The organism is Phenylobacterium sp., from assembly GCF_037189685.1.
Lineage (GTDB): Bacteria > Pseudomonadota > Alphaproteobacteria > Caulobacterales > Caulobacteraceae > Phenylobacterium.
Genome location: NZ_JBBCIT010000005.1, coordinates 31,992 through 55,494, shown reverse-complemented (window position 1 = coordinate 55,494; position 23,503 = coordinate 31,992). Strand labels below are relative to the sequence as shown.

The following is a 23,503-nucleotide window of genomic DNA, read 5'->3' as shown; positions in this document are numbered from 1 at the left end:
AGACCCATGGCGCCGAACGCCGTGGAGGCGGCAACGGCGGCGCCTACGTGGCTGGCAGGGCCCGCGGCGAGCGCGCAGCGGCGATACGGGAGGCCAACCTCTTCGACACGCCGCTCGGGCGATGGCGGTCGCTTCACGGGGCTCAATGGGCGTTGGCGAGCAGCCAGGCGCCGATCCGTGCGTTCGCCCGCCCCGGCGCCTCGAGATGCAGGAAGTGGCCGACGCCAGGCAGGACGTCGACCTCGCGTCCGCCCCGGAAGATTTCGGGGGGCAGCGCCTGCCGGAACAGTTCGGCCGACACGCAGCCGTCGCGGGCCCCGGCAAGGCCGAGCGTCGGCGCCAGGATCGGCGCCGACAGCAAAGTGGCCGCTTCGGCCCAGCGCCGACCGTCCGCATCGAAGGCGCGGCGGTAGTAGGCGAGCGTGCTGCGAGCCACGGACGGGTCGGCGAACGCCTGCTGCATCGACGCGATCGCGTGGGGGTCCGGTTCCCATCCCGGCGACCAGCGGCGCCAGAAGTGCTCCAGAAGCCCATGCTCGGCGATAAGCAGTTCCGGGAGGTCCGGGCGCTGGAGCAGGAAGATGTACCAGGAGCGTTCCACCTGCTCGAGATCGGAGGGCAGCAGTGCGGCGAAGGCGGCGGGGTGGGCGACGGCCAGGACCGTCAGGGACACAATCCGGTCGGGCGCCTTCGCCGCGGCGAGCTGGACGAGGCTGGAGCCCCAGTCGTGGCCGATCAAGTGGGCGCGCTCGGCGCCGAGGGCGTCGAGCCAGCCGATCACGTCGTCCACGAGCGCGGCGAGGCCGAAGTCGCCGTCGGCCGGGATCGAGCTGGCCTCATAGCCGCGACAGGTGACGGCGACCGCGCGGAAGCCCGCCGCCGCGAGGTCCGGCATCAGACAGCGCCAGGTCGCCGGCGTGTCGGGGAAGCCGTGGACGAGCAGGACCGGCGGCCCCTCGCCCATCTCCCAGGCGGTGAACGACAGCTCGCCCACCGTGAGGACGCGGCGGGCCGCCCCCGGGATCAGGTCGCCCACGGCCGGACCAGGATCTTGGCGTGGCGCTCGGGATCGCTGAGGTCGGCGAAGGCCTGGGTGACGTCCTCCAGGCCGACCGAGCCGGTGAGCAGCGGACGCCAGTTCACACGGTCGGTCCGGATCAGCTCCAGCGCCTCGGCGAACTCCTCGGCCGTGTAGTAGATCACGAACTGGAGCTTCAACTCCTTGGTGATCGCCAGCATCGGCACGAAGCTCTCGTCGCCCGCCGCGATGCCCGTCACCAGGATCTGCGCGTCCTTGGGCGCCTCCAGCACCAGGCGGTGCAGCATGCCGGGCGCGCCGGTGTTCTCAAAGATCACCACGGGCCGGCCGGGAGCCTCCGCGGCGGCGCGGGTCAGGAGGCTGCCGGTCCGGGCGTCCACCACGGCGGTGGCCCCGAGGCGGGTCGCCAGTTCGCGACGCGTGGGCGACAGGTCCCCGGCGACGATCGTCTCGAAACCGCGGGCCCGCAGCACCGCCGTCACCGCCAGCCCTATGGGGCCGCAGCCCACGATCACGCACGCCTCGTCGCCGCGCAGGTCGGCCTTGTTGACCGCATGGACGGCGATCCCGAACGGCTCGGTCAGCGCCGCCGCGTCGTCGCTCACCTCATCCGGCACGAGAAGCAGGAAGGCCTCGGTCAGCTCCATGTACTCGGCGTAGGCGCCCGGCGTCTCCGGCCGCGAGCCCACGAGCACCGGCGCGCCGTCGCGCATGACGAACGGCATCGAGGCCACGCGTTGGCCAGCCGGCAGCGCCCTTTGCGTGCCCGGGCCGAACTCGACGATCTCGCAGACGAACTCATGGCCCAGCACCGGCCCGTCGCGCAGCGCCTGCTCCATGTCGCTGGTGTCCGCGCCCAGCTCGCGCGCCCGGCCGATGATCTGCGGCGCGTGATGGAAGTAGTGCAGGTCGGACCCGCAGATCCCGCAGGCCCGCACCTTCGCCAGCACGTTGCCCGGCCCCGGCTTCGGGATCGGACGGTCTTCGACGACGAAGCGGTCGCCCCGCATCACGGCCGCGCGCATGGTCATTCGCCCACCACGATCAGCTTCGAGCAGTCGAGGTCGAGGGCCGCGCAATAGCCGCGGTAGATCTCCAGCACTGCGCGGGCGTCGAGGACCGAGGTGATCGCCCCGTCGTCGTCGAGGTTGATGTTGGCGCCGTAGATGGCGAACCACGCGACCATGCGCCCCTCCATGTCGGCGGGCGTGCAGAGGGTGTGGCGCGAGCCGGCGGGCTCGAAGAGGTAGGACCCGGGCCGGTTCACCTCGTCCGGCGTCTCCCGGTAGTACCAGGCGCCTTCCAGCGTCACCGCGAAGACCAGGCCCGTGTGGTAGTGCGTCGGAACCTGGTGGCCGGGCGGCAGGCGGGTCTTGGAGATCCAGAGCCCCTGGGTCAGGTCCACGTGCAGCAGCTGCAGCGCCGAGGCGTTGCCCGCCTCCATCCAGGGCAGGTCGTCGGCGCCCAGGTGCAGGGTGGGCAGGAGGCCGTCGGCGGGCACCACGGGGCGGGCCATGCGGTCGGCGAAGAAGGCGGCGAGGCGGGCGTCCGGCGCGGAAGCGTCGTCCATGGTTCGGGTCTCCGGAAGGGCTACTGGACGCTGGCGGCCTGCGCCGTGAAGTCGGCGCGCGCGGCCTCGAAGCCGCGCGGCAGGCGGACCTTGGCGGGGTGGTACCAGGGCATGAAGGTGCCGAGCAGGCGCGGCAGGTAGTCGGCCTTGTAGGCGCGCATGCGGGCCTTGCGCACGGCGGCCCACTCGGGGGTGTCATAGCGGGCGATGGCGGCCGGATCGGCGGCGATCATCTCGGCCGCGAACCGGCGACACCAGGCGTAGTAGTGGCGCTGGAACCAGAGGCTCATGCGGGTGCGGTAGACGTAGTCCCCGACCACGGCTTCATAGACGTCGAAGCAGACCGTGCGGTGCTCGATCTCCTCCAGGATGTGCCAGTACATCAGGCTGCGGATCGGCTCGGCCATCCAGTCGAACATGCCGGTCTCGATCTGGGTGCGCGCCCCGGCGCAGGTCATGGACTCGAAGCCCTCGCCGTAGGCCAGGTTGAACTTCAGCGGCCGCTCGCGCGACCAGCTCTCGAACTCGGCCGCGACGTCCTTTTCGAGCTCGGCCAGGCGCGGACCCGAGGGATGGATGCGGCGGACCACCTCGTTCAGCCGGGCGTGCTGGCGGAAGTGCTGGCCCTCCTGGGCGCAGAACCGCTTCATCTCCTCGCGCAGCCGCTCATCGCGGATCTGTGGCGTCGCCGCCTGGATCGTGCGGATCAGGTAGGGCTCCAGGTAGGGCAGCATCATCCAGGCCCCGACGAAGAAGTACGACATCGCCGGGTCGCCCTCGATGAACACGAGCTCCAGGTCGTCCGGGAACTCGAAGTCCATGCGCCGGACGGGGATCGCTTCGGCGACGTTCAACGGCGCTCTCCTCTGCTCGCGTCGAACGGAACCTAATCACTGAACATTTGATTAGTCCAGCCCGTCGAAATATGGTGGCCATACGTTCAGCGGCGGCAAGTCGCGGGCGAAGGGAGACGACATGGCGGATTCAGCGCCCACCATCACCGACAGCGCGCCGGGCGCGGCGAGCGTCAGCCTCGGGACCTGGTACGCCATCGGCATCCTGACCGCGGTGTCGTTCTTCAACTACATGGACCGCATGGTGCTCGCGGTCCTGCTGGAGCCCATCAAGGCGGAGCTCGGGCTGACGGACAGCCAGCTCGGCCTGCTGTCCGGCCTGGCGTTCGCCGCCTTCTACGCCACCCTCGGCATCCCGCTCGCGCGCCTCGCCGACCGGGCCTCGCGGGTGCGGCTGCTGGCGGCGTGCCTGGCCCTGTGGAGCGTGATGACGGCGCTCACGGGCATGGCCCGCAGCTTCGGCCACCTGTTCCTGGCCCGGGTCGGCGTGGGGATCGGGGAGGCCGGCTGCGTCCCGGCGGCGCACTCGCTGATCGGGGACTATCTACCCCCGGAGCAGCGCGCGTTCGGCATCTCGATCTTCCAGGCCGGAGGTCTGGCCGGCCTCAGCGCCGGCCTGGTGATCACCGGTTTCCTGGCGGACGAACTGGGCTGGCGCGCGGCGCTTTGGATCGTGGGGCTGGCCGGCGTGCCCCTGGCGCTGCTGATCTTCCTCACGCTCAAGGAACCGCCGCGGCGGGGTCATGTGGCCGAGACGGCGGGCGAGCCGGCGCACGTCGCCATCGGCGCCCTGCTCCGCCGCCCGGCGCTGCGCCACCTGGTGCTGGCGCTCTCGGTCGGCGCATTCGGAACCTACGGCCTCACGCAGTGGCTGCCGGCGTTCTTCATGCGGATCCACGGCCTGAGCCTGACCCAGATCGGGCTGTGGTCGGGCACGGCCAGCGGCGTCGGCGGGATCATGGGCGTGATGCTCGGCGGCTGGCTGGCCATGCGCCTGATCCCGCGCGATCCGCGCTGGGAGTTGTGGCTCCCGGCCATCGCCTACGGCGGCTCGGCCCCGCTCTATGCGGCGGTGTTCCTGGCGCCGTCGCCCTGGCTGGCCATCGGCATCAAGGTGTTCGCGACCTTCCTGGCCGCCTCGGGCGGCGGCGTGGCGCTCTCGGCCATCCAGTCGTTCGCCGAGCCGCATCGCCGGGCCACCGCGATCTCGCTCACGCTGTTCCTGTCGTCGCTGCTCGGCCTGGGGCTGGGACCCTGGCTGGTGGGCGCGGCCAGCGACGCGCTCGCCCCCACGCTGGGTCGCGAGAGCCTGCGCTACGCGCTGCTGCTGTCGACGGTCGCCCTCGTCTGGGCGGGCCTGCATTTCCTGCTGTCGTCGCGCCGCGCGGTGCGCGACCGCGTCGCCTGATCGGAGACCGCCCGATGCCTTACGACCCGCCGCTCCAGACCGAGGCGGAGGTCCGGCGCGACCTGGCCGCCGTCTATCGCCTCGTCGCCCTGGAGGGCTGGGACGACCTGATCTTCACCCACATCTCGGCGCGCGTGCCGGGACCGGAGCACCACTTCCTGATCAACCCGTTCGGCCTGCGGTTCAGCGAAGTCACCGCGTCCAACCTCGTGAAGGTCGACCTCGAGGGCCAGCCCGTGGAGCCCAGCCCGCATCCGGTCAACCCGGCCGGCTTCGTCATCCACTCCGCCCTGCACATGGCGCGCGAGAACGCCCACTGCGTCATCCACCTGCATACCGACGACGGCGTCGCGGTGGCGGCCCAGGCCGACGGGCTCCTGCCGCTGTCGCAGCACGCGATGATGGTGCTGGGGGAAGTCGCCTACCACGACTACGAGGGCATCGCCTTCGACCTCGACGAGCGCGAGCGGCTGGTCGCGGACCTAGGCGACCGGAACCTGATGCTGCTGCGCAACCACGGCACCCTGGCCGTCGGTCCGAGCTGCGCCGGCGCCTGGCTGGCCATCTATTTCCTGGAGCGCGCCTGCACGATGCAGGTCCGCGCGCAGTCGACCGGCGCGCGGCTGGCGCAGCCCAACCAGGGCGTGCCGCAGAAGGTGACGAACCAATCCCGTTCGCTCTTCGACGGCTCGGCTGGCGCCTTCACCTGGCCTGCCCTGCTGCGGAAGCTGGACGAGGAATCGCCAGGCTACGCGAGCTAGGTTGTGTACTCATAAGCCCGCGGCGCGCCGGCGCTCGTACAAGTGGGCCTTGGGACGTCGGTGATCGGTGGCTAGCGGACATCCGCTTCCCCCTCTCTCACATTGCTCGTCATCCCCGGGTCCCGTCCCGGGGATCCATTTGTCGGCGGCGAGGCGGTGGGTGCGGACCGCCAGGGGGCGGTCCGCCGCAGGGCGTGGCAGCGGCGGAACCATGGATCCCCGGGACGGCGCCCGGGGATGACGTTCCAATTTTGTGGATGTGAATGGAACGTCTGCAACGGGTCGAAGTCATAGCGTCCCGGCCCAAGCCGGACGCTGGCTGAACTTATGAGTACGCGGCCTAACCCAGCTTCTCCTGCTGGACTGAGAAGATCGAGCTGTAGTCGCCCGCGCCCCAGTCCGGCGGCATCGGACAGGGCTCGGCGTCGAAGCGCGCGTAGGCGGGCGGGCCGCCTCGAACGATCACGTTCCCGAACTTCACGGGGTCCATGATCCGCGTCAGCGGAATGGCGTCGCACGGCGCGTAGGTGTGCAGCAGCAGCGGACGCATGCGGGGCGACAGGTTGGCGCGCGAGCCGTGGACGACGCGGCAGTTGTGCACCGTGACCGTGCCGCGCGGACCGCTGAGCCAGCGCAGTTGCGCGCCATCCAGCCGCGCCGCCTCGTCGTCCGAGAGCGCGCCGGTCCAGACACCTTGAGCGTCACGCAGCGTATGCAGCGGCCCGCGATGGCTACCCGCGAAGACGCCCATCGGCGCCATGTCGGCGTCCACGTCGCAGAGATAGACCCCGATGGTCAGCGGCGCGTAGTTCGAGTGGGGCCAGAACGGGATGTCCTGGTGCCAGCGGATCTCCTCGCCGCCGCCGGCCGACTTGAAGTTCAGCTTCGAGTGATGGAACCGCACGTCCGGCCCGAGGAGATCCTCGGCCAGGTCGACGAGAGGACCGCGCAGGCCGAAGTCCTCGAAGAGCGGATCGAACGCCACCGTCTGCGGAATGCGGCGCAGCATCGGCCGGTCCGGCGTATGGCCCGGCCCGAGCAGGATGTCCGGCGTGCTCGCGGTCAGGCTCCGGCTTCGCTCCACGAAACGGTCGGCCACGGCCGACAACCGGTCGACCCAGTCGGCCGCCAGCCAGCTCTCCAGGCAGAGGTAGCCGTCGCGCGCATACGCCGCGCGGTCGAGGTCGGTGAGGCGCTGCATGGCCGTTTCCCCTGAACATCTGACACTAAACATTTGCTCAGTCCCGGCGCGGCGTCTAGGGTCGAAACGACATTGGGGAGAGGTAGAGCGTGTCCTTCATCGAGCTGAACCGCGACGGCCACCTGGCCACCGTCACCATCAACCGTCCCGAGCGGCGCAACGCCGTCACCCTGGAGATGATGCAGGACCTGGAGCGGATCAGCCGCGAGTTCCTGCACGACGAACAGACCCGCGTGGTCATCGTGCGCGCGGAAGGAAAGGACTTCTCGGTGGGCGCCGACCTTTCCAACTCCCCCAGCCAGCGGCTGGAGGCCTCGATGCTCATGCGTCGGCGCGGCGCCGAGTTCGGCGCCCAGCTTATGCGCTCGATGCAGGAGATCCCGCAGCCGACCATCTGCGCGGTGCAGGGCATCGCCACCGGCGCCGGCGGCTGCATCACCTCGGCCTGTGACTTCCGCGTCGGCGCCGACAACGCCCGCGTCGGCTACGGCGAGGTGAAGCTGGGCATCAACCTGATGTGGCACGCCGTGCCGATCTGCGTGCACCTGGTCGGCCCGGCGCGCGCGAAACAGATGATCATGACCGGCAAGCTGTTCGACGCCGCCACGCTGGAGCGCTGGGGGTTCCTCGACCAGGTCGTTCCGCTGGTCGACCTCGACGCCGCGGCCCGCGAGATGGCGGAGGTCTACGCCGCCCTGCCCCCGAACTCGGTGCAGATGATCAAGAAGAGCATCAACCACGTGGCCGGCGCCCTCGACCGGGCGGTGATGCACATGGACGCCGACCAGTGGCTGCTCTCCAGCCTGACCGAGGACTACAAGGAGGCGGTCTCGGCCTTCTTCGCGAAGCGGCCGCCCAAGTTCACCGGCAACTGACGCGCCGGCGTCAGTCCAGCGCGCCGGCGACACCGTCGGCGACCAGGCCCTCGATCTCGTCCGGCGCCAGCCATTCGGCCAGCAGAGACGCGGTGTGCTGGCCAAGGCGCGGCGGCGGGGTCGGCGCCGGCGGCACGGCGTCCGCGAAGCGCCACAGCCGGCCGCCGTGCCGACAGATCCCCAGACCCGGCGTCGGCAGCGCCATGAACCAGTCCTCGAGGCGCGGATCGGCCAGCGCTTGCCAGGTCGTGGCCACGTCTGGCGGCGAGATCGGCGTCGGCGGGCGCTCGACGTCCGCGCCGGCCCCGGCCAGGGCCTCGGCCAGCAGCGCATCGGCGATGTAGCCGGCCGCCGCCTCCATCATCGAGCCGTCGACATGGGCGCCGACGCCGGTCCGCAGGCGCCGGTAGAGCGCCACCAGCGTGCAGGCCGCCATCTGCAGCCCGCAGATCGGATCGGCCGGATAGCCGCCCATCAGGACCGGCCGCCCACCGGCGTCGAGGTTCATCGCGTCCCATCCGGCCAGCGCCTCGATCGACGCGCCGTTGGCCTTGAAGCCGGCGTGCGGGCCGAAGGCGCCGAAGCCGCTGAAGGAGGTGAGGATCACATCCGGGCGCGCCGCGCGCAGGCGTTCGTAGTCCAGTCCGAACCGCGCCATGACGTGCGGCGTGAAGTTTTCGAGGACGATGTCGGCGTCGGCGACGATGCGGCGGAAGACCTCGGCGCCGGCGGGCCGGCTCAGGTCCAGCCCCAGCCCGCGTTTGCTGCGGTTGGCGCCGTTGAAGTACCAGCTGCGGTTCTCGGGCGCCGTCGGGGCGTCCGGCGCGGCCGCGGCCTGGCCCAGGAACCGCCAGATGTCGGGCCGGGTCACGCCCTCCACCTTGATGACTTCGGCGCCCAGGTCGGCCAGAGCAATGGCGGCCATCGGCCCGATCCACGCCTGGGTCAGGTCCAGAACGCGAACGCCGGCCAGCGGCGGCTTCCCGTCCGACGCCCCGGCGCCGGCGCGCGCCGTCCAGCCGAGGCCCGAGGCGTCCGTCGACGCCGGCGGCGGAGCGGGTGTCGGCGACAGCGACGGTGCGCCGGTCATCAGCGCCGGTCGCCCCGGGAGGGGCATGGCCCCCGCGGCGTGGCGCAGCGTCTGGAAGAACGCGCGGTCCTCCAACTGGCGGTCGGCCAGCACCTCGCCCAGCGACTGCACCTTGCCGCAGGCGACGCCGCGCACCTGCAATCCCAGGAACACTTCCTCGACGCCGAGCCTGGCGGCGTACGGCGCGAGCGCGGCGGCCACCCGGTCGGTCGCTTCGAGCCGGCCGCCTTCCGCAAGCGCCTCGAGGTCCACCGTGTCCGGCACGCTCAGCACTTCGCGGTAGACCGGCAGGTGCGGGATGACGGCCGGCGCCACCGACACGTGGCCGTCCTGGCAGCGAATGAGGCGCGCGCCCTCGGGCGTCCCGCCGTTGCGGATCGTGGGCGCATCCTGATGCTGCTCGCGCAGCCACATGACGAAGCTGGCGATGGTCTCCAGGCCCGACACGGCGACATGGTCGCCGGCGCCGCTGCGCGCGCGGCCGATCAGGGCGCCCATGGCGCCCAGGAACGCGTTGGCCCCGATGGCGTGCGCCATGAGGTTCCCGGGCGCCGGCAACGGCGGCTCGCCAGCCGGGCCGTTGAGGCTGAGGTAACCGCAGATCGCTTCGAGTTCGGCGATCGCCGCCGACGCGCCTTCCGGATCGCCGAAGGCGCTGACCGTCGCCACCACCAGGCCTGGATAGGCGCGGCGCAGGCCGGCCACGTCGGCGCCCAGCCGGCGCGCCAGCGCGCCCGGCGGCCCGTCACAAACCAGCACGTCGGCGCCGGGCAGGAGCTGGCTGGCCTGGCGGAGGTCTACGCTCCGCTTGCCGCAGGCCAGCACGTCGAACGCGGCCGATCCGCTCGCGCCGTCCGTCGCCCAGCGAGGCCCCGCGTTGCGCAGCGGGCCACCGTTCGGCGGCTCCAGCATGACCACCTCGGCGCCCCAGGCGGCGAACTGCCGGCCGCAGAACCCGCCTGAAGGACCGTCGGCGAGCTCCAGCACGCGCAGGCCGTCGAGGGGCTGGCCGGCCATGCGCTAGACGCCGACCGAGGCGAGGAACCGCAGCAGGAGGCGCTCCCGGCCCGGCTCGTCCTCGAAGGCGGTGCGCGCATGCAGGGTGGTGTGGTTGTAGAGCACCTGCACGTCCCCCGGCCGCATGTGGAAGGCCAGGCCGATCCCCGGCCCGGCCGCGATCTCGTCGTAGAGATCCAGGAGCTCGACGTCGGCCGGCGGCAGCGCCACGTGGCGCGCCGCGGTGCGGAAATAGTCCGACAGGTAGGCGGTCCGCAGCAAGGCGCCGTCGTAGGCGCACGGGACGAGGGGCGCATAGGCCGCGGCGCCGGCCTGCTGTTCGTTGCGCAGGTCCAGCGCCAGGGGTTCGAAGAGGCGTGCGGCGAGGTCGGGCCGCCGCTTCAGAAGCTCGTTGTAGACGGTGACCGAGCTGGCGATCCGGCTTTCCCCACCTCGCGCCGCCGGCCGGATACAGAGCAGGCCGACCACGTCCGACGCATCGCAGTGGAACCGGAACTCGCCCGCCGTCGCGTAGATGCGCGCGTAGGGATCGCGCTTGGCCGCTCCGGTGTCGCGGACTTCGCCGATGATGTCGCCCTGCGGGTTCTGCAGGCCCAGACGGCCGAACTGCAGTCCCAGGCCGCGCATGAACAGCTGCTGCATGGCCGGCGACCATCGCTCGACAGGCAGGCCGCGCAGGACGAGGAAGCCGCGGCCCGTGAGCAAGGTCCGGCGCCACCGGTCGAGTGTCGGCGCGATCGCTTCGAGCGGAAAGTCGGCGGCCGTCAGGTGGTCGGGGTCCCCCGCCGACGCCGCGGCGGCGAGCGCCTGCTCGAAGGCGGCGATCACGTCCGGCGTCAGCGCCTCGGCCCAGGAGCCGTCCGCCACGACGTCGCGGCCGTACCACGCAGCCTCGCCCGGGACCGCGCCGTCGGGCGGGCCGCCGTGCTCGCGCGTCAGGAAGTGCGCGGACTGCTCCGCGATGGAAAGGGGACCGGCGCCGTGGGTCATGTGCAACCTCGATCGCGGGCCGCGACAGCGTCGCGCCGCTGAAGAATGCGACGGCCGCGACGCCAGTTCGCCGCGGCCGTCAGTCAGACTAGGACGGGGAGGAAGACGCCCTAGAACCGCAGGCCCACCTGCACGCCATAGCGGCGGGGATAGAGGATCTGCACGGCGGTCGAACCCAGGGCGACCGGGTCCTTGTCGTCGAGGCCGTTCAGCATGAAGCCCTCGATCCGCCAGTTGTCCTTCTCGACGCCGAGGCGGACGGTCAGGTCGTTGAGCTCGCCGGCCTTCAGGTTCTTCACCGTGGCGTCGATCACGTCGTCGCGGAACGAGTAGCCCAGGTAGAAGGTGCCGGTGACGCCGCCCAGGGCCGCCATCTCGCGCTTGTAGTCGGCCGAGACGGTCAGGCTCATGTCGGGCACGTTCGGCACCTTGCCGCCCTTGCGGATGGCGGTGCCGACCGAGAGGTTGCCGACCACGCTCTTGAACCGCGCGTCCTGGATGTTGCCCGTGGCCGCCAGCGTGAGGCCGGGGACGCCGGCCGGGCGATAGGCGAGGCCGAAGTCGGCGCCCTTGATCTTCGCGTCGCCGCCGTTGGCCAGCGAGATGACCGCCGCCGTGGCGAACTGGACCAGCACGTCGTCCCAGTCTGTGCGATAGACCGAGGCCTCCGCCAGAAGCTGGCCGTCCGCGAGTTCCCAGCGGGTGCCCAGCTCGTAGGTCCACAGCTTGTCGGGCTGCACGCTGGTCTGGATCGTGCCGGCCGGCAGCCCGAGGGTGGTGTTGGCGGCGGTCGCCTGGGCCGGCGTCTGGAGCGCGCCGGAGCGGAAGCCCTTGGCGGCGTTGAAGTAGACGGTGCCGTTCGGAGCCGGCTTGATCTTCAGGTTGAAGCGCGGGTTGAAGCTGTCGAACTTGAGCTGGCCGATCCGCGGCGCGCCATTCGCCCGGTCGACGCCGTCCACACGCCGGTCGTCCTTGAAGTAGGAGAGGCCGAACAGAGGCTCCACCAGCCCGCCGAACAGCGGCATCGAGACCTCGCCGAACACCGAGTACGAGTCGGTGTCGATGGTGCCCAGGGTGTTGATGATGCCCACCTTCGCCGCGGTCGGCGTGGCCTGCGAGTAGTAGAAGATGTCGGAGCGGATCTTGGCGTTGCGGGTGTAGCCGCCGACGATCCAGCGCACCGGGCTGTCGGCCTTCGACGAGAGCCGCACCTCGTTCGTGTAGGACTTCGTCTGGAAGTTCGACTCGTTGACCAGGATGGTCAGCAGCGGGGTGATGAAATCGAGTTCGTGGTCGACGTAAGAGGTGTTGACCGTCAGCTCGCCGATCCCCAGCGACCAGTTCAGCGTCGCCGAATAGATGTTGGCGTCGACGTCCGTGTAGCCGCGGCGGCCGCCCGTGCCGACGATGCCCGGCAGGTTGAACGGCGTCGGGGCCAGCGCCGACGTCGTGGCGTTCTTCGGCGTCAGGCTGTTGGAGAAGTCCTGCTTGTTGCGGATCAGCCAGACGAAGCCGGTGAGCTCCACATCGTCATTGGGCGTGTAGCCCAGCGTGAGGCGGGCGTTCCTGCCGGTGAAGTCGTTGACGTTCTTCTCGCCGAGTTCAGGCGCCTCGGCGTAGCCGCTGAGCCGCTCGTAGCCGACCGACAGGCGCGCCGCGAGCTGGTCCCGGACGAGCGGAATGTTGACCACGCCGTCGACGTTGTAGTTCGTGCCGCCGCCCTCGGTCGTGGACAGCTCGGCCTGGGCCTTGCCCGAGAAGCCGGTGGGGTCGGGCCTGGCGGTGATGAGCTTGATCGTGCCGCCCATCGACCCCTGGCCATACAGGGTGCCCGACGGGCCGCGGATCACCTCGACGCGCTCCAGGTCGAGCAGGCGCGCGGGCGGGGTCAACTGCAGGTTGGGCACGCCGAACGGCGTGTCGTCGATATAGTAGCCGACGAGGCCGTCGCCGGTCGTGCCACTGCTGACGCCGCGGATCTGGACGGTCTCGAAGCCGGGGGTCGTGCTCGACACCACGCTGGCGCCGGGGATCAGCTTGGTGAGGTCGGAGACCTTGGCCGCGCCGCTGCGCTCTACCGCCTCGCCGCTCAGCGACTGCACCGAGAGCGGCACCTCGATCAGCCTCTCGGCCCGCTTCTGGGCGGTGACCACCAGTTCGGCGACCGTGCCGTCTTCATCGGCCGCGAAAGCGAGGCCGGGAAACGCCACCGCGACTGCGCAGCTGGCCAACAGCATTGCACGTGCGTTCATGATCATTAGACTTCCCCTCGGGCCTCCTTGGAGGCCGCTTGCGTTTCCTTTTACGAGGGCGCTTCGCAAGTTTGAGCGCCGCATCGCTGCGTTGTCGCAAACTAAACACTTGTACAGTCACATGGCAAGCGGCATCGTGATCGTGGCATCAGGGCGGCCGAACGCTGCATGCTCAAGCGGTCGCCCAGGGTTAGGATGAACAAACGTATGGTCGATTCGAACGCGCCGCGGCTCATCGCCGATCTGCTGGGCGCCGCGCTGGCGCGAGAGGCCGGCGCGCCGGCGGCGTCCTCAGAGGACCGCCGGCTCACCTATGCGGAGCTGGCGACCGAGGTGGATCGGTACGCGAAGGCGCTGCTGGCCCAGGGCCTGCGCCGCGGCGACCGCCTGGCGATGCTCACCGCGCCGTCCATCGACTTCTGGGTGGCGTTCCACGCGGCGACCTCGATCGGGGCCACCTGGCTGGGGATCAATCCCCGCTACCAGGCGCGCGACTTCGAGCACGTGCTGGCCGACGCCGATCCAGCCCTGGTCGCGGTGATGTCGCCCTTCGACGGCCGGGACTACTGCGCCGAGCTCGCGGCCATCGCGCCCGGCCTGCCGATGATCTGCCACGGCGAACCCTCGGCCGGCGCCCTCGCGCTGGAGACCTTCCTTCGCGCCGGGGACGCCGTCTCCGACGACGCGCTCGCCCAGGCGCGGGCGCGGGTCGTTCCCGAGGACGTCGCGCTGATCGTCTACACCTCGGGCACCACCGGTAAGCCCAAGGGGGCCATGCTGTCCCAGGCCACGATCACGGCCTCGGCCTGGGCCAATCTGGCGTGGATGGGTGAAGCGGGGCTCGCGAGCTCGGTCTGCGCCGCGCCGGTGAATCACGTAGGCGCCATCAACAACCTCTGCATGCCGGTGCTGGCGGCGGCGGGACACATCATCTTCCACCCGCGCGTCGACGTAGCCGCCATCGGCGAGATCAGCCGGCGCGAACGCCCCACCTACCTGGTCTCCTCGCCCACCGGATTCGCCATGATGCTGCAGCAGCCGCAGGGCATGGCCGAGCGCCTCGGCGCGACCCGCCTGATCGTGTTCGGTGGCGCGGTGACGCCCGAGCCGGTGCTGGAGAAGTTCGCCCGTCCCGGGCTCCGCCTGGCCAACGTCTACGGCCAGACCGAGACCTGCGGGATCATCACCCGGACCGGTGCGGATGCGAGCCTGAAGGTGATGTCGGAGACCATCGGCGAGGTCCTGCCCGGCGCCGAACTGCGCGTCGTCGACCCCGCCACCAACGTCCCCGCGGCGATCGGCGAGTTGGGCGAGATCCAGGTGCGCGGCCCCTACGTGATGAGCGGCTACTTCCGCAATCCGGAGGCGACGGCGGCGGCGTTCACGCCCGACGGCTTCCTGCGCACCGGCGACCTCGGGGTGCTGCGCGAGGACGGCAACGTGGTGTTCGGCGGGCGCCTGAAGGAGATGTTCAAGTCCGGGGGCTACAATGTCTATCCGGTCGAAGTGGAGCAGGCGATCTGCGAGCACCCGGCCGCGGCCCTGGCCGCCGTGGTGGCGACCCCGCATCCGACATACCAGGAGGTCGGCCACGCCTTTGTCGAGGTGGCGCCGGGCGAGGCGCTGACCGACGGCGAACTTCGGGTGTTCCTGCGCAGCCGGATCGCCAACTACAAGATCCCCAAGAGCTTCACCCTGACCGCCGAGCTGCCGCGCCTGCCCAACGGCAAGGTCGACAAGCTGGCGCTACGGTCGGACGCCCTCGCGTCGGCGGATCTCTCTTGAGCGGCCGATCGTGGCGGAGGCGGACAGCTAGAGCCCCTCGCGGCTGGGCGACGCGCCGCGGCGGATCAGGGCCATGTAGGCGCGGTGGCGGCGCTGCCACAGCTCGCGATCGTAGCCCGAGCGACCCAGGACGCGCTTGATGTAGGGGTCGAACACCATCGTGCCGAGTTCGAGGTACATCATCAGGAACGGCAGCCACAGCCGGTCGACGTCGGGCCCGAGCTGGCCGGAGGCGTCCATCCGGTTCACCGTCGCCTGCACGAAGCCGTAGAACCGCTGGAACAGCGAGAAGCCCCAGTCGCTTTCCTCGAGCAGCGCGCGCCGGAAGTAGGCGACGATGGTCGGCCAGTCGGCCTCGTGGCGCGCGATCCAGGCGTCGATCACGGTCGCGTAGTCTTCCGGAGTCGATGGCGTCTGCTGCGGCGCCGCCCCGGTGATCGCATCCTCGAACTGGGCGATGAAGAATTCGTCCACCGCCTCGCGCAGACCGTCCTTCGATCCGAAGTGGTGATTGATCAGCCCGACGCTGACGTTCGATGCGCTCGCCAGGTCGCGGACCGTCACGCTGTCGAAGCCCTTCTCGGCGAACAGGACGAATGCGGTCCGCACCAGCCGTTCGCGCCCGTCCGGACTGTCCTTCTGCGCCTGACTCACACACGCTCTCCCGTCGACCACGTCAAACCTTGGCGAAGCGTTCAGTCCGAATCCAGGATTTTCGAGCCTGTTTGGAAAATCTGTTCAGCGTGGGCGCAAAACCGAGCATCGCGCCGCAGGCTCCCTCTTGCACCCCAGCGCATCACTGAACTATTGTTCAGTCCAACAAGGGAACTCAGAGCATGCGCGAAGCCGTCATCGTCTCCACAGCCCGGACCGGGCTGGCCAAATCGCTGCGCGGCAGCCTCAACGCCACGCATCCGATCACCTATGCCGGCCACGCGCTGCAGCACGCGATCGCGCGCGCCGGGATCGACCCGGCCGAGGTCGAGGACGTGGTGCTGGGCTCGGGCCACCCGGAAGGCGCTACAGGCTACGACATCGCCCGCACCGCGGCCCTGAAGGCCGGCTGCCCCGTCACGACGTCGGGCGTCACGATGAACCGCTTCTGCTCCTCGGGCCTGCAGGCGGTCGCCGCCGCCGCGGCCCGCATCCGCACCGAGGATGTGCCGATCGTCGCCGCCGGCGGCGTGGAGAGCATCTCGCTGGTCCAGTTGGGCGGCCACATGAACACCTTCCACCTGCAGGAGCCGGACCTCGCCAAGGTGAAGCCCGAACTCTGGATGTCGATGATCGAGACCGCCGAGGTGGTCGCCGACCGCTATGGCGTCAGCCGCGAGTATCAGGACGCCTACGCGCTCGAGTCCCAGCGCCGGACCGCCGCGGCCCAGGCCGCCGGCCGCTTCGCCGACGAGATCGTGCCCCTGGCCGTCCGACGCGCGGTCGTGGACAAGGCCACCGGCGCGACCAGCCTCGTGGACGCCGTCCTCGACGCCGACGAGTGCAACCGGCCCGACACCACCGCCGAGGCCCTGGCGTCGCTCAAGCCCGTGCTGAAGAACGGCCAGCGGTTCGCCGAGGGCCGCACCGTCACCGCCGGCAACGCCTCGCAGCAGGCCGACGGCGCCGCCGCGCTGATCCTCATGGACGCGAAGGAGGCCGAACGCCGGGGCCTCGCGCCGCTGGGCGCCTTCCGCGGCTTCGCGGTCGCCGGGTGCGAGCCCGACGAGATGGGCATCGGCCCGGTCTTCGCCGTCCCGCGCCTGCTGGAGCGCCACGGCCTGACCGTCGACGACATCGACCTGTGGGAGCTGAACGAGGCCTTCGCCTCGCAGTGCCTCTATTCCCGCGACCGCCTGGGCATCGACCCGGCGAAGTACAACGTCAACGGCGGCGCCATCGCGGTCGGCCACCCCTATGGCATGACCGGCGCGCGGTGCGTGGGCCACGTCCTGCTGGAAGGCCGCCGGCGCAAGGCGAAGTACGGCGTCGTCACCATGTGCGTCGGCTCGGGGATGGGCGCCGCCGGACTGGTCGAGATCTTCCATTGATCCCCGTCGAGGACCACACGTTCGAGCACATCGCGGTGCGCCGCGCGGGCCGCGTGATCGAGGTCGCCCTCGCCCGGCCCGCGGCCCGCAACGCCCTGCAGGCCGTCACCATCCGTGAGCTGACCGAGGTCGCCCGCGGGCTGCGTCTGCGCAGCGGCATCGCCGCCGTGGTCCTGACCGGCGGACCCGACATCTTCTCCGCCGGCGCCGACGTGGCGGACTTCGAGAACCGCATCAGGGCGCCGACCCTGCTCGAGACGCGCGAAGTCGTCATGGCCGGGCCCGACCTCTGCCGCGCCTGGGAGGAGATCGAGGCCGTCACGATCGTCGCCGTGGAGGGCTACTGCGTCGGCGGCGCCTGCGCGCTGGCGCTGGCCTGCGACTTCCGGATCCTGGGGGCCGGAGCCTTCCTGCGCCTGCCCGAGGTGGCGCTGGGCGTGAACATGAGCTGGCGCACGGTGCCGCGCGTCACCGCCCTGGTCGGCCCCGCCCGCGCCAAGCGCTTCGTGATCTTCGGCGACCGCACCGACGCCGCCACCTGCCTCGACTGGGGCCTCGCCGACGAGGTGGTGGACGACGGCCAGGCGCTGTCGACCGCGCACGCCTGGGCCGACCGGATCGCGGGCCTGCCGCCGCTCCCCGTGCGAATGACCAAGGAGCAGGTCAACGCCACCGCCCACGCGCTGTCGGCCGCCACCAGCTACATGGACCGCGACCAGTATCTGGTGACCAGCCGCACCCGCGACTTCGCCGAAGGCCGCGACGCCTTCCTGCGGCGCAGGACGCCGGAGTTCCGCGGTGACTGAGGTCGAGACCCGGGTCGCGCAAGGCCTCCTCGTCGGCCGCAGGGCCGACGGCGTGGATCGCTACTTCGGCGTCCCCTTCGCCGCACCGCCCGTGGGCGAGCGCCGCTGGGCGGCGCCCCAGCCGCCGTCGCCCTGGACCGGCCGGCGGCCGGCGCTGGCCTTCGGCCCGGATTCGCCGCAGCCGCCGTTCGAGGGCTGGGGCCAGTCGCGCGCGGCGCGGATGGACGAGGACTGCCTCTATCTCAACGTCTGGGCGCCCGCGGGCGCGGACGGCGCGCCGGTTCTGGTGGTGGTCCACGGCGGCGGCTTCCAGCTCATGTCGGGTGCGCACCCCATCTTCGACGGCGAGACCCTCGCCTCGGCCGGGATCGTGGTGGTCACCTTCAACTATCGCCTCGGCGTCCTGGGCTTCGCCGGCGGCTCGAACTGGCTGCTGGACCAGATCGCCGCGCTCCGGTGGGTGCGCGACAACATCGCCGCGTTCGGCGGCGCGCCGGATCGGGTCACGGTGCTGGGGATGTCGGCGGGCGGCGTGAGCGTCAACGCCCTCAACATCGCGCCGGCCGCCGCCGGGCTGTTCAGCCAGGCGGTCAGCATCTCGGGCGGTGGAGACACGCTCTTCACGTCCGGCGACCACCCGCCCCTGCCCCCGGCCAGCGCCGGTGACCCGCCCGTGCACGCCTCCGCCTTCTCCGCCGGCGCGGGCGAGATGCCCGTGGTCGACGGCGCACGGATTCCCGGGTTTCCGACCCGGGTGCTGGCGGCGGGCGGCGCGCATGCCCGGCGGCTGATCGTCGCCTTCTCCACCTTCGAGGCGATCATCCTCGACCTCATGGGCCTGCCGGCCGACGCTATGGCGGCCGCCCTTGCGCCCGGCGCGGCGCTGGCGGCGGACGATCCGGCGGCGCGCGACGGACACGCCCTCTACGACCACCTCGTCTTCCGCCAGCCGGCGCTGGACGTCGCCGACGCCGCCGCGGGCGCGGGGATCGAGACCTATGTGCTGGACTACGGCTTCGTCCTGGCTGCGGCCCGCCCGCACCTGCGCGGCTCGCCGCATGGCGCGGCCATGTTCGACACGCTGGGGACGCGGGACCCGACCTATGCGACGCTGAACGCCGAACCGACGCCGCAGGACCTGGCGGTGGCCGCATCGCTTCGGCGACGGCTGCTGGGCTTCCTGCGCGGCGAGGCGCCCGACGACGGCCCGCTCGCCTGGCCGCGTCACCGCCCCGGCGCGCCGGACGCCCTGCGCGTCGCCGCCGACGGGCGCGAGAGCGTGGGCCGGCCGCTCGACCTCCATGAACTGGCCGCGCTCGGCCGCCGAACCGAACCTCGAGGACAGGCAGGAACCATCAGATGAGCATCCGCTTCGACGGCCGCGTGGCCATCGTCACCGGCGCCGGCGCCGGCCTGGGCCGCAGCCACGCGCTGGGGCTCGCCGCCCGTGGCGCCAAGGTGGTCGTCAACGACTTCGGCGGCGACGTGAGCGGCGCCGGCGCCTCGTCCGAGCCGGCCGGGCGCGTGGCCGCCGAAATCCGCGCGGCGGGCGGCCAGGCGATCGCCCACGGCGCCGACGTCACCAATCCGGACCAGGTCGCCGACATGGTCGCCCGGGCCATGGAGACCTGGGGCCAGGTCGACATCCTGATCAACAACGCCGGCATCCTGCGCGACGCCAGCTTCGCCAAGATGAGCCTCGCCGACTTCCGCAAGGTGGTGGAAGTCCACCTGATGGGCTCGGTCGCCTGCACCCACGCCGTCTGGCCGCACATGCGCGCCGCGAACTACGGCCGCATCCTGATGACCACCTCGTCCAGCGGGCTCTACGGCAACTTCGGCCAGGCGAACTACGGCGCGGCCAAGACCGCCCTGGTCGGCCTCATGAACGTGCTGCAGATCGAGGGCGAGAAGAACGGCATCCGCGTCAACACGCTCGGCCCAGGCGCCGCAACCCGCATGACTGAGGCCCTCATCACGCCTGACATCCTCAAGCTGATGACGCCGGAGTCCGTCACGCCCACCGCCCTGTTCCTGGTTTCGGAAGAGGCCCCGCGCCGCACCATCCTCAACGCCACCGCCGGCGGCGTCTCGCGCACCTATCTGCACGAGACCGAGGGCGTCTTCCTGGCCCCGGCCGACAACACGCCCGAGAACGTCGCGGCCCTGTTCGACCGGATATCGGACACCGCGGGCCAGCATCTCTATGAGACCGGCGGCGGCCAGGTCATGAAGTTCGTCGGCAAGGCCGCGACCTCCGCCGCGCGCGCGGCCGGCGTCGAAGCCGGGCCTGGAAGCTGACTCTGCGCACGGCCCCCCGCGACCCACGCGGGTGCAGGCCAAGCGCTTCCCGGCCTGTACGGGCGCCTTCCTCCGTGCAGCCGCCGCCATACCGCCCCGCCGGCATCAACTCGAGCACGCGGTTCGACAGCACCCCAAGGACGTGGCGGTCGTGCGAGACGAACAGCCTCGCGCCCTCGGAGTCCGCGAGGACGGCGACCAGCATCTCCCTGATCACCATGTCGACGTGGTTGGCCTACCCGCCGAGCACCAACAGGTTCAGCGGGTCGAACAGCATTTCGGCCATGACCAGGCGCGCCTTCCCGCCACCCGACAGGGCGCGGCCGAGCTTCTCGACCTCGTCGCCGGAAGTCGGCGCGGGAAGAGAGAAACCGCAGAGGGCGCGGAGATCGCAGAGAGGCCGCGCCGACTTCGAATCTCTGCGTCCTCCGCGGTTCAAAATCCTGAGGCCGACGCATTTCTGCCGTTCATGGCCGATCATCCTGCGGGACGAGGGAGAGCGCGCGAGGACGACTCCTAAAGCCGCCGCCTACTGAGGACCTCGCCGCACGTTCAGCCACTCCCTATCGTTCCAATGTGCATCCGTTGCACCCAGCCCATCGCAGGAATAGGTCGCGTCGTTGGTCTGCACGAGCGCAAGCAATCGCCGGCCCCGGAGCAGATATCTACGGTGCGCGCGGGCGATGATGTCGAGCAAGCAGCCCGCGAACTCGCCGCGCCCCTCGCGGGCCAGGACGTGAAAATCGCCAAGACAAAGCGCCACGTCGCGGGCTTCTCCGAACCCCCAGCTCCAGAACGCATCGTCCAGCGCATTGAGGTTTCCCGTCCAAGGCTCGTATCCGAAAAGCGCCTTCCACCCGAGCGCCTCCGAAAGCGCCAGGATGAACTGTTCTTCGGACCGACAGGTTATCTCCGGGAGCAGGTATCCCAACGCCCGCAGATCGGCCTTGGCCGCGTCGAACAGCGCAGGTCGCCAGAACAGCGTGACCGGGCCGTCCTTCAGAAACGGCCAGTCTGCCCGCGCCAAGGCGTCGTCCGCTCCGAACATCGACCATCCCCTCTCGTCACCGCCCGACCTCGCGTCAGCGATCCAGACACGTCGCCTTCGCAACTTGCGCCCTGGACGCGCGCGCTATCGCCGCTCCACCCTCAGCGCCTCGATGGCGGCCACGGCCCCTGCGAGATCGAGCGGCGGCGCAAGCGCCTGGAGCCGCGTCAGCGACAGGTTCTTCCCGGTCGGCAGGTCGCTCGTGCGCAAGACGAAGAACCGCCATTGCCTGGGGTCCCGGTGATCTGCGGTGTCGTCTTTCGCCGGGTGATACGCAAAAGCGTAGATATGCGCGTGCCGGCCGACACCCGGAAACCACGTCGCCCCTTCCCACCAACCGGTGCGTTCACGGATGTCGAATGTCGGCGGCGCGGGACGCCTCGGGGCGGGCCAGGTCTGCCGCGCCGCAGACTGCTTCACCTCCAGCCGGGTTCCGTCCTCGTGCGCGAGGTCCCAGCCAGCCCAGTCCTCTCCGCAGCAGGCCCATCCAGCGGGGAGCGACAACGCCAGGATCGTCTCCACCACCATGGAACGCAGATGGTTGCTGACGAGCGCCCGGCCGAAGGCACGGGCGCTGACATCCGCCAGGACATCGACCACCGCCGGGACCACCGGTTCCGTCATCGGTTTCTCCCCCTTGCCCGCCGTAGACCGCACCTTACCCTTAGGCTCCTCACGTCAGCCGGCCCGACCCCAGCCACCCTACCCCCGCCGTTGACTCTGCCCCGGCCCTCTGTATAACCGCGCCTCCTCGTCCCCGGGCCCGCCTCGGGGGCGCGAACACGCTTTCAATCAAGAAGAAATACAAAGGCGCGAACGATGTACGCGGTGATCAAGACCGGCGGCAAGCAGTACCGGGTCCAGCCCGGCGACCTGCTGGTGGTCGAAAAGCTCGATGGCGAACCCGGCGCGGACGTCGCGTTCGGCGAAGTCCTGATGCTGGGCGACGGCGAGGCCGTCACGGTCGGCGCCCCCACGGTGGCCGGCGCCAGCGTGGCCGCGACCCTGATCGAGACCCGCAAGGGCGACAAGGTGAAGATCTTCAAGAAGATCCGCCGCCAGGGCTATCGCCGCACCCGGGGCCATCGCCAGCACGAGACGGTCCTGCGCGTCATCGGCATCACCGCCGACGGCAAGGAGACCAAGTGGGACGGCAAGGTCGACCTGACCACCAAGGCCGAGCTGGACGCCCGCGCCCGTGGCCTGGACTTCGCCACCCTGAACAAGCCGAAGAAGGCCCCCAAGGCCGAGGCCGCGGCGGAAGCCGCGCCGGCGCCGAAGGCCAAGGCCGCGCCGAAGAAGGCCGCCGCCAAGGCCGACGCTCCGGAAGCCGCCCCCAAGGCGGACGCCGAGGCCAAGCCCGCCAAGAAGCCCGCCGCCAAGAAGGCGGCCGCCACCAAGGACGACGCCGCCGAGTAATCGGGCGGCGAACAGGTAAGGACAGGAGCACACCATGGCTCACAAGAAATCCGGCGGCTCCTCGCGCAACGGTCGCGACTCCGCGGGCCGCCGTCTCGGCGTGAAGAAGTTCGGCGGCGAGGCGATCAACGCCGGCAGCATCATCGTACGCCAGCGCGGCACCAAGTTCTGGCCGGGCGAGAACGTGGGTATGGGCAAGGACCATACCCTCTTCGCCCTCGTCACCGGCGCGGTGAAATTCGTCACCAAAGCCAAGAACCGCACCTACGCCACCGTGGTGCCGGCCAACGAGAAGGCGATCGCAGCCGAATAGGCGGAACCCTCTCCCAACCGGTTCCGCCCTGTCGAACAAGGCGAACCGGACAAGACGACCTTCGCGGGGAGTCCGGTCAGCCGGGCTCCCCGCAGTCGTTTTGGGCCCCGCGCGATCGCGAGAGGCCGGGAGGTAGAAGAAGATGTGCGCTCTGGACGTGAGGCCCGCGATAGGGACCGATCGCCTGATCCTGCGGGGCCTGGCCCGCGCCGACGCGCCCGTGCTGGCCGAACTGGCCGACGATCCGGGCGTGGTCGGCATGACCTCGCAGATGCCTCACCCGTACGCCCCGGCGGACGCCGAGGGGTTCATCGACCGCGCCCGCCGCGCCGATCCGCGCGTCGAGGCCAGCTTCGCCGTCGAGCACCGCCAGTTCGGCCTCATCGGCGTGCTGGCCTTCGACGAGATGGCGCCCGGCAAGACCGAGGTCGGCTACTGGCTGGGCCGCCCCTTCTGGGGCCGCGGCTACGCCACCGAAGCCCTGACCGCAGCCCTGCGCTGGGCGCGGGCCGACTGGCGCCGCAACGTGGTGTGGGCCGGCCACTTCGCCGACAACCGCGCCTCGGGCCAGGTCCTGGTCAAGGCCGGCTTCCTCTACACCGGCGACGTCGAATGGCGCCCCAGCGCCGCCCGCGGCGAACCGGTCGCCACCCGCATGATGGTCTGGCTGGCGTAATGTTCGGTCGGATGTGTGCGCTCAGCTATGGCTGAGTCTGTTGAGACCATGGG

Annotated in this window: 21 protein-coding genes and 2 pseudogenes; 11 read left to right on the top strand and 12 right to left on the bottom strand. The window is 70.8% G+C overall.

Annotated elements, in window-relative coordinates; translation table 11 throughout:
• Positions 1–142: 142 nt before the first annotated feature.
• Genes WG212_RS02925 through WG212_RS02910 form a run of 4 tightly spaced genes read right to left on the bottom strand, consistent with a single transcriptional unit; the run spans position 143 to position 3,463 of the window.
• Positions 143–1,036 (bottom strand): alpha/beta fold hydrolase, encoded by an 894-nt coding sequence (locus WG212_RS02925; protein ID WP_337185566.1) that lies wholly within the window; start codon positions 1,034–1,036, stop codon positions 143–145.
• Positions 1,024–2,064 carry a zinc-binding dehydrogenase gene (locus WG212_RS02920; RefSeq protein WP_337185565.1) on the bottom strand — a complete coding sequence of 347 codons (1,041 nt, stop codon included), beginning with the start codon at positions 2,062–2,064 and terminating at the stop codon, positions 1,024–1,026. The genes WG212_RS02925 and WG212_RS02920 overlap by 13 nt, the downstream gene beginning before the upstream one ends.
• 2 nt (positions 2,065–2,066) lie before the next feature.
• Positions 2,067–2,609, bottom strand: coding sequence for a 2,4'-dihydroxyacetophenone dioxygenase family protein (locus tag WG212_RS02915; RefSeq protein WP_337185564.1), 543 nt, complete (start codon positions 2,607–2,609; stop codon positions 2,067–2,069).
• Between the two features lie 20 nt (positions 2,610–2,629).
• Positions 2,630–3,463: a metal-dependent hydrolase gene (locus WG212_RS02910; RefSeq protein ID WP_337185563.1), complete on the bottom strand. Its 834-nt coding sequence runs from the start codon at positions 3,461–3,463 to the stop codon at positions 2,630–2,632.
• A 121-nt stretch (positions 3,464–3,584) separates the two neighbouring features.
• Here WG212_RS02910 and WG212_RS02905 point away from each other — a divergent pair, with 121 nt between their 5' ends.
• Together WG212_RS02905 and WG212_RS02900 are read left to right on the top strand one after the other, a co-directional pair.
• Entirely contained in the window at positions 3,585–4,871 is a 1,287-nt protein-coding gene (locus WG212_RS02905; RefSeq protein ID WP_337185562.1) for an MFS transporter, read from the top strand.
• A 14-nt stretch (positions 4,872–4,885) separates the two neighbouring features.
• Entirely contained in the window at positions 4,886–5,632 is a 747-nt protein-coding gene (locus WG212_RS02900; protein ID WP_337185561.1) for a class II aldolase/adducin family protein, read from the top strand.
• A gap of 340 nt (positions 5,633–5,972) precedes the next feature.
• Here the strand turns inward: WG212_RS02900 and WG212_RS02895 are convergent, their stop codons facing one another.
• Positions 5,973–6,833 carry a phytanoyl-CoA dioxygenase family protein gene (locus WG212_RS02895; RefSeq protein ID WP_337185560.1) on the bottom strand — a complete coding sequence of 287 codons (861 nt, stop codon included), beginning with the start codon at positions 6,831–6,833 and terminating at the stop codon, positions 5,973–5,975.
• Between the two features lie 89 nt (positions 6,834–6,922).
• Between WG212_RS02895 and WG212_RS02890 the strand changes: the two genes are divergently transcribed.
• Complete coding sequence (locus WG212_RS02890; RefSeq protein ID WP_337185559.1) at positions 6,923–7,708, top strand: enoyl-CoA hydratase/isomerase family protein; 786 nt, start codon at positions 6,923–6,925, stop codon at positions 7,706–7,708.
• A gap of 10 nt (positions 7,709–7,718) precedes the next feature.
• Here WG212_RS02890 and WG212_RS02885 read toward each other — a convergent pair whose 3' ends face one another.
• The 3 genes from WG212_RS02885 to WG212_RS02875 form a co-directional block, all read right to left on the bottom strand.
• A complete protein-coding gene (locus WG212_RS02885; protein ID WP_337185558.1) occupies positions 7,719–9,815 on the bottom strand; it encodes a CoA transferase in 2,097 nt (698 codons plus the stop codon).
• 3 nt (positions 9,816–9,818) lie between these two features.
• Positions 9,819–10,805, bottom strand: coding sequence for a TauD/TfdA family dioxygenase (locus WG212_RS02880; RefSeq protein WP_337185557.1), 987 nt, complete (start codon positions 10,803–10,805; stop codon positions 9,819–9,821).
• A gap of 110 nt (positions 10,806–10,915) precedes the next feature.
• A complete protein-coding gene (locus WG212_RS02875) occupies positions 10,916–13,057 on the bottom strand; it encodes a TonB-dependent receptor (protein WP_337185556.1) in 2,142 nt (713 codons plus the stop codon).
• A gap of 207 nt (positions 13,058–13,264) precedes the next feature.
• Here WG212_RS02875 and WG212_RS02870 point away from each other — a divergent pair, with 207 nt between their 5' ends.
• Positions 13,265–14,842, top strand: a complete 1,578-nt coding sequence (locus tag WG212_RS02870; RefSeq protein ID WP_337185555.1) for a class I adenylate-forming enzyme family protein — start codon at positions 13,265–13,267, stop codon at positions 14,840–14,842.
• A gap of 27 nt (positions 14,843–14,869) precedes the next feature.
• On the opposite strand, the gene WG212_RS02865 is transcribed toward WG212_RS02870, so the two are convergent.
• On the bottom strand, positions 14,870–15,496 hold the full coding sequence (locus WG212_RS02865) for a TetR/AcrR family transcriptional regulator (RefSeq protein WP_337185554.1): 627 nt from the start codon (positions 15,494–15,496) through the stop codon (positions 14,870–14,872).
• 182 nt (positions 15,497–15,678) lie between these two features.
• Between WG212_RS02865 and WG212_RS02860 the strand changes: the two genes are divergently transcribed.
• From WG212_RS02860 to WG212_RS02845, 4 genes are read left to right on the top strand one after another with little or no spacing between them, the layout of a single operon-like run.
• Positions 15,679–16,887: an acetyl-CoA C-acyltransferase gene (locus WG212_RS02860; protein ID WP_337185553.1), complete on the top strand. Its 1,209-nt coding sequence runs from the start codon at positions 15,679–15,681 to the stop codon at positions 16,885–16,887.
• The gene (locus WG212_RS02855; protein ID WP_337185552.1) at positions 16,884–17,693 is read left to right on the top strand and encodes an enoyl-CoA hydratase/isomerase family protein; all 810 of its coding nucleotides are present in this window, start codon (positions 16,884–16,886) and stop codon (positions 17,691–17,693) included. The genes WG212_RS02860 and WG212_RS02855 overlap by 4 nt, the downstream gene beginning before the upstream one ends.
• A complete protein-coding gene (locus WG212_RS02850; RefSeq protein ID WP_337185551.1) occupies positions 17,686–19,056 on the top strand; it encodes a carboxylesterase family protein in 1,371 nt (456 codons plus the stop codon). The genes WG212_RS02855 and WG212_RS02850 overlap by 8 nt, the downstream gene beginning before the upstream one ends.
• A complete protein-coding gene (locus tag WG212_RS02845; protein ID WP_337185550.1) occupies positions 19,053–19,994 on the top strand; it encodes an SDR family NAD(P)-dependent oxidoreductase in 942 nt (313 codons plus the stop codon). The genes WG212_RS02850 and WG212_RS02845 overlap by 4 nt, the downstream gene beginning before the upstream one ends.
• Before the next feature lie 22 nt (positions 19,995–20,016).
• On the opposite strand, the pseudogene WG212_RS02840 reads toward WG212_RS02845, so the two are convergent.
• The 3 genes and pseudogenes from WG212_RS02840 to WG212_RS02830 all read right to left on the bottom strand — a co-directional run.
• Positions 20,017–20,343, bottom strand: a pseudogene (locus WG212_RS02840) (ABC transporter ATP-binding protein); the annotation flags it as partial.
• A gap of 180 nt (positions 20,344–20,523) precedes the next feature.
• On the bottom strand, positions 20,524–21,042 hold the full coding sequence (locus WG212_RS02835) for a hypothetical protein (protein ID WP_337185549.1): 519 nt from the start codon (positions 21,040–21,042) through the stop codon (positions 20,524–20,526).
• Positions 21,043–21,126: 84 nt separating this feature from the next.
• The gene (locus WG212_RS02830) at positions 21,127–21,666 is read right to left on the bottom strand and encodes a hypothetical protein (RefSeq protein ID WP_337185548.1); all 540 of its coding nucleotides are present in this window, start codon (positions 21,664–21,666) and stop codon (positions 21,127–21,129) included.
• Between the two features lie 195 nt (positions 21,667–21,861).
• On the opposite strand from WG212_RS02830, the pseudogene rplU reads away from it, so the two are divergent.
• The 3 genes and pseudogenes from rplU to WG212_RS02815 form a co-directional block, all read left to right on the top strand.
• Positions 21,862–22,374, top strand: a pseudogene (rplU, locus tag WG212_RS02825) (50S ribosomal protein L21); the annotation flags it as partial.
• 121 nt (positions 22,375–22,495) lie between these two features.
• Positions 22,496–22,774 carry a 50S ribosomal protein L27 gene (gene rpmA, locus WG212_RS02820; protein WP_293381608.1) on the top strand — a complete coding sequence of 93 codons (279 nt, stop codon included), beginning with the start codon at positions 22,496–22,498 and terminating at the stop codon, positions 22,772–22,774.
• 157 nt (positions 22,775–22,931) lie between these two features.
• Positions 22,932–23,450 carry a GNAT family N-acetyltransferase gene (locus WG212_RS02815; protein ID WP_337185547.1) on the top strand — a complete coding sequence of 173 codons (519 nt, stop codon included), beginning with the start codon at positions 22,932–22,934 and terminating at the stop codon, positions 23,448–23,450.
• The last annotated feature ends 53 nt before the right edge of the window (positions 23,451–23,503 follow it).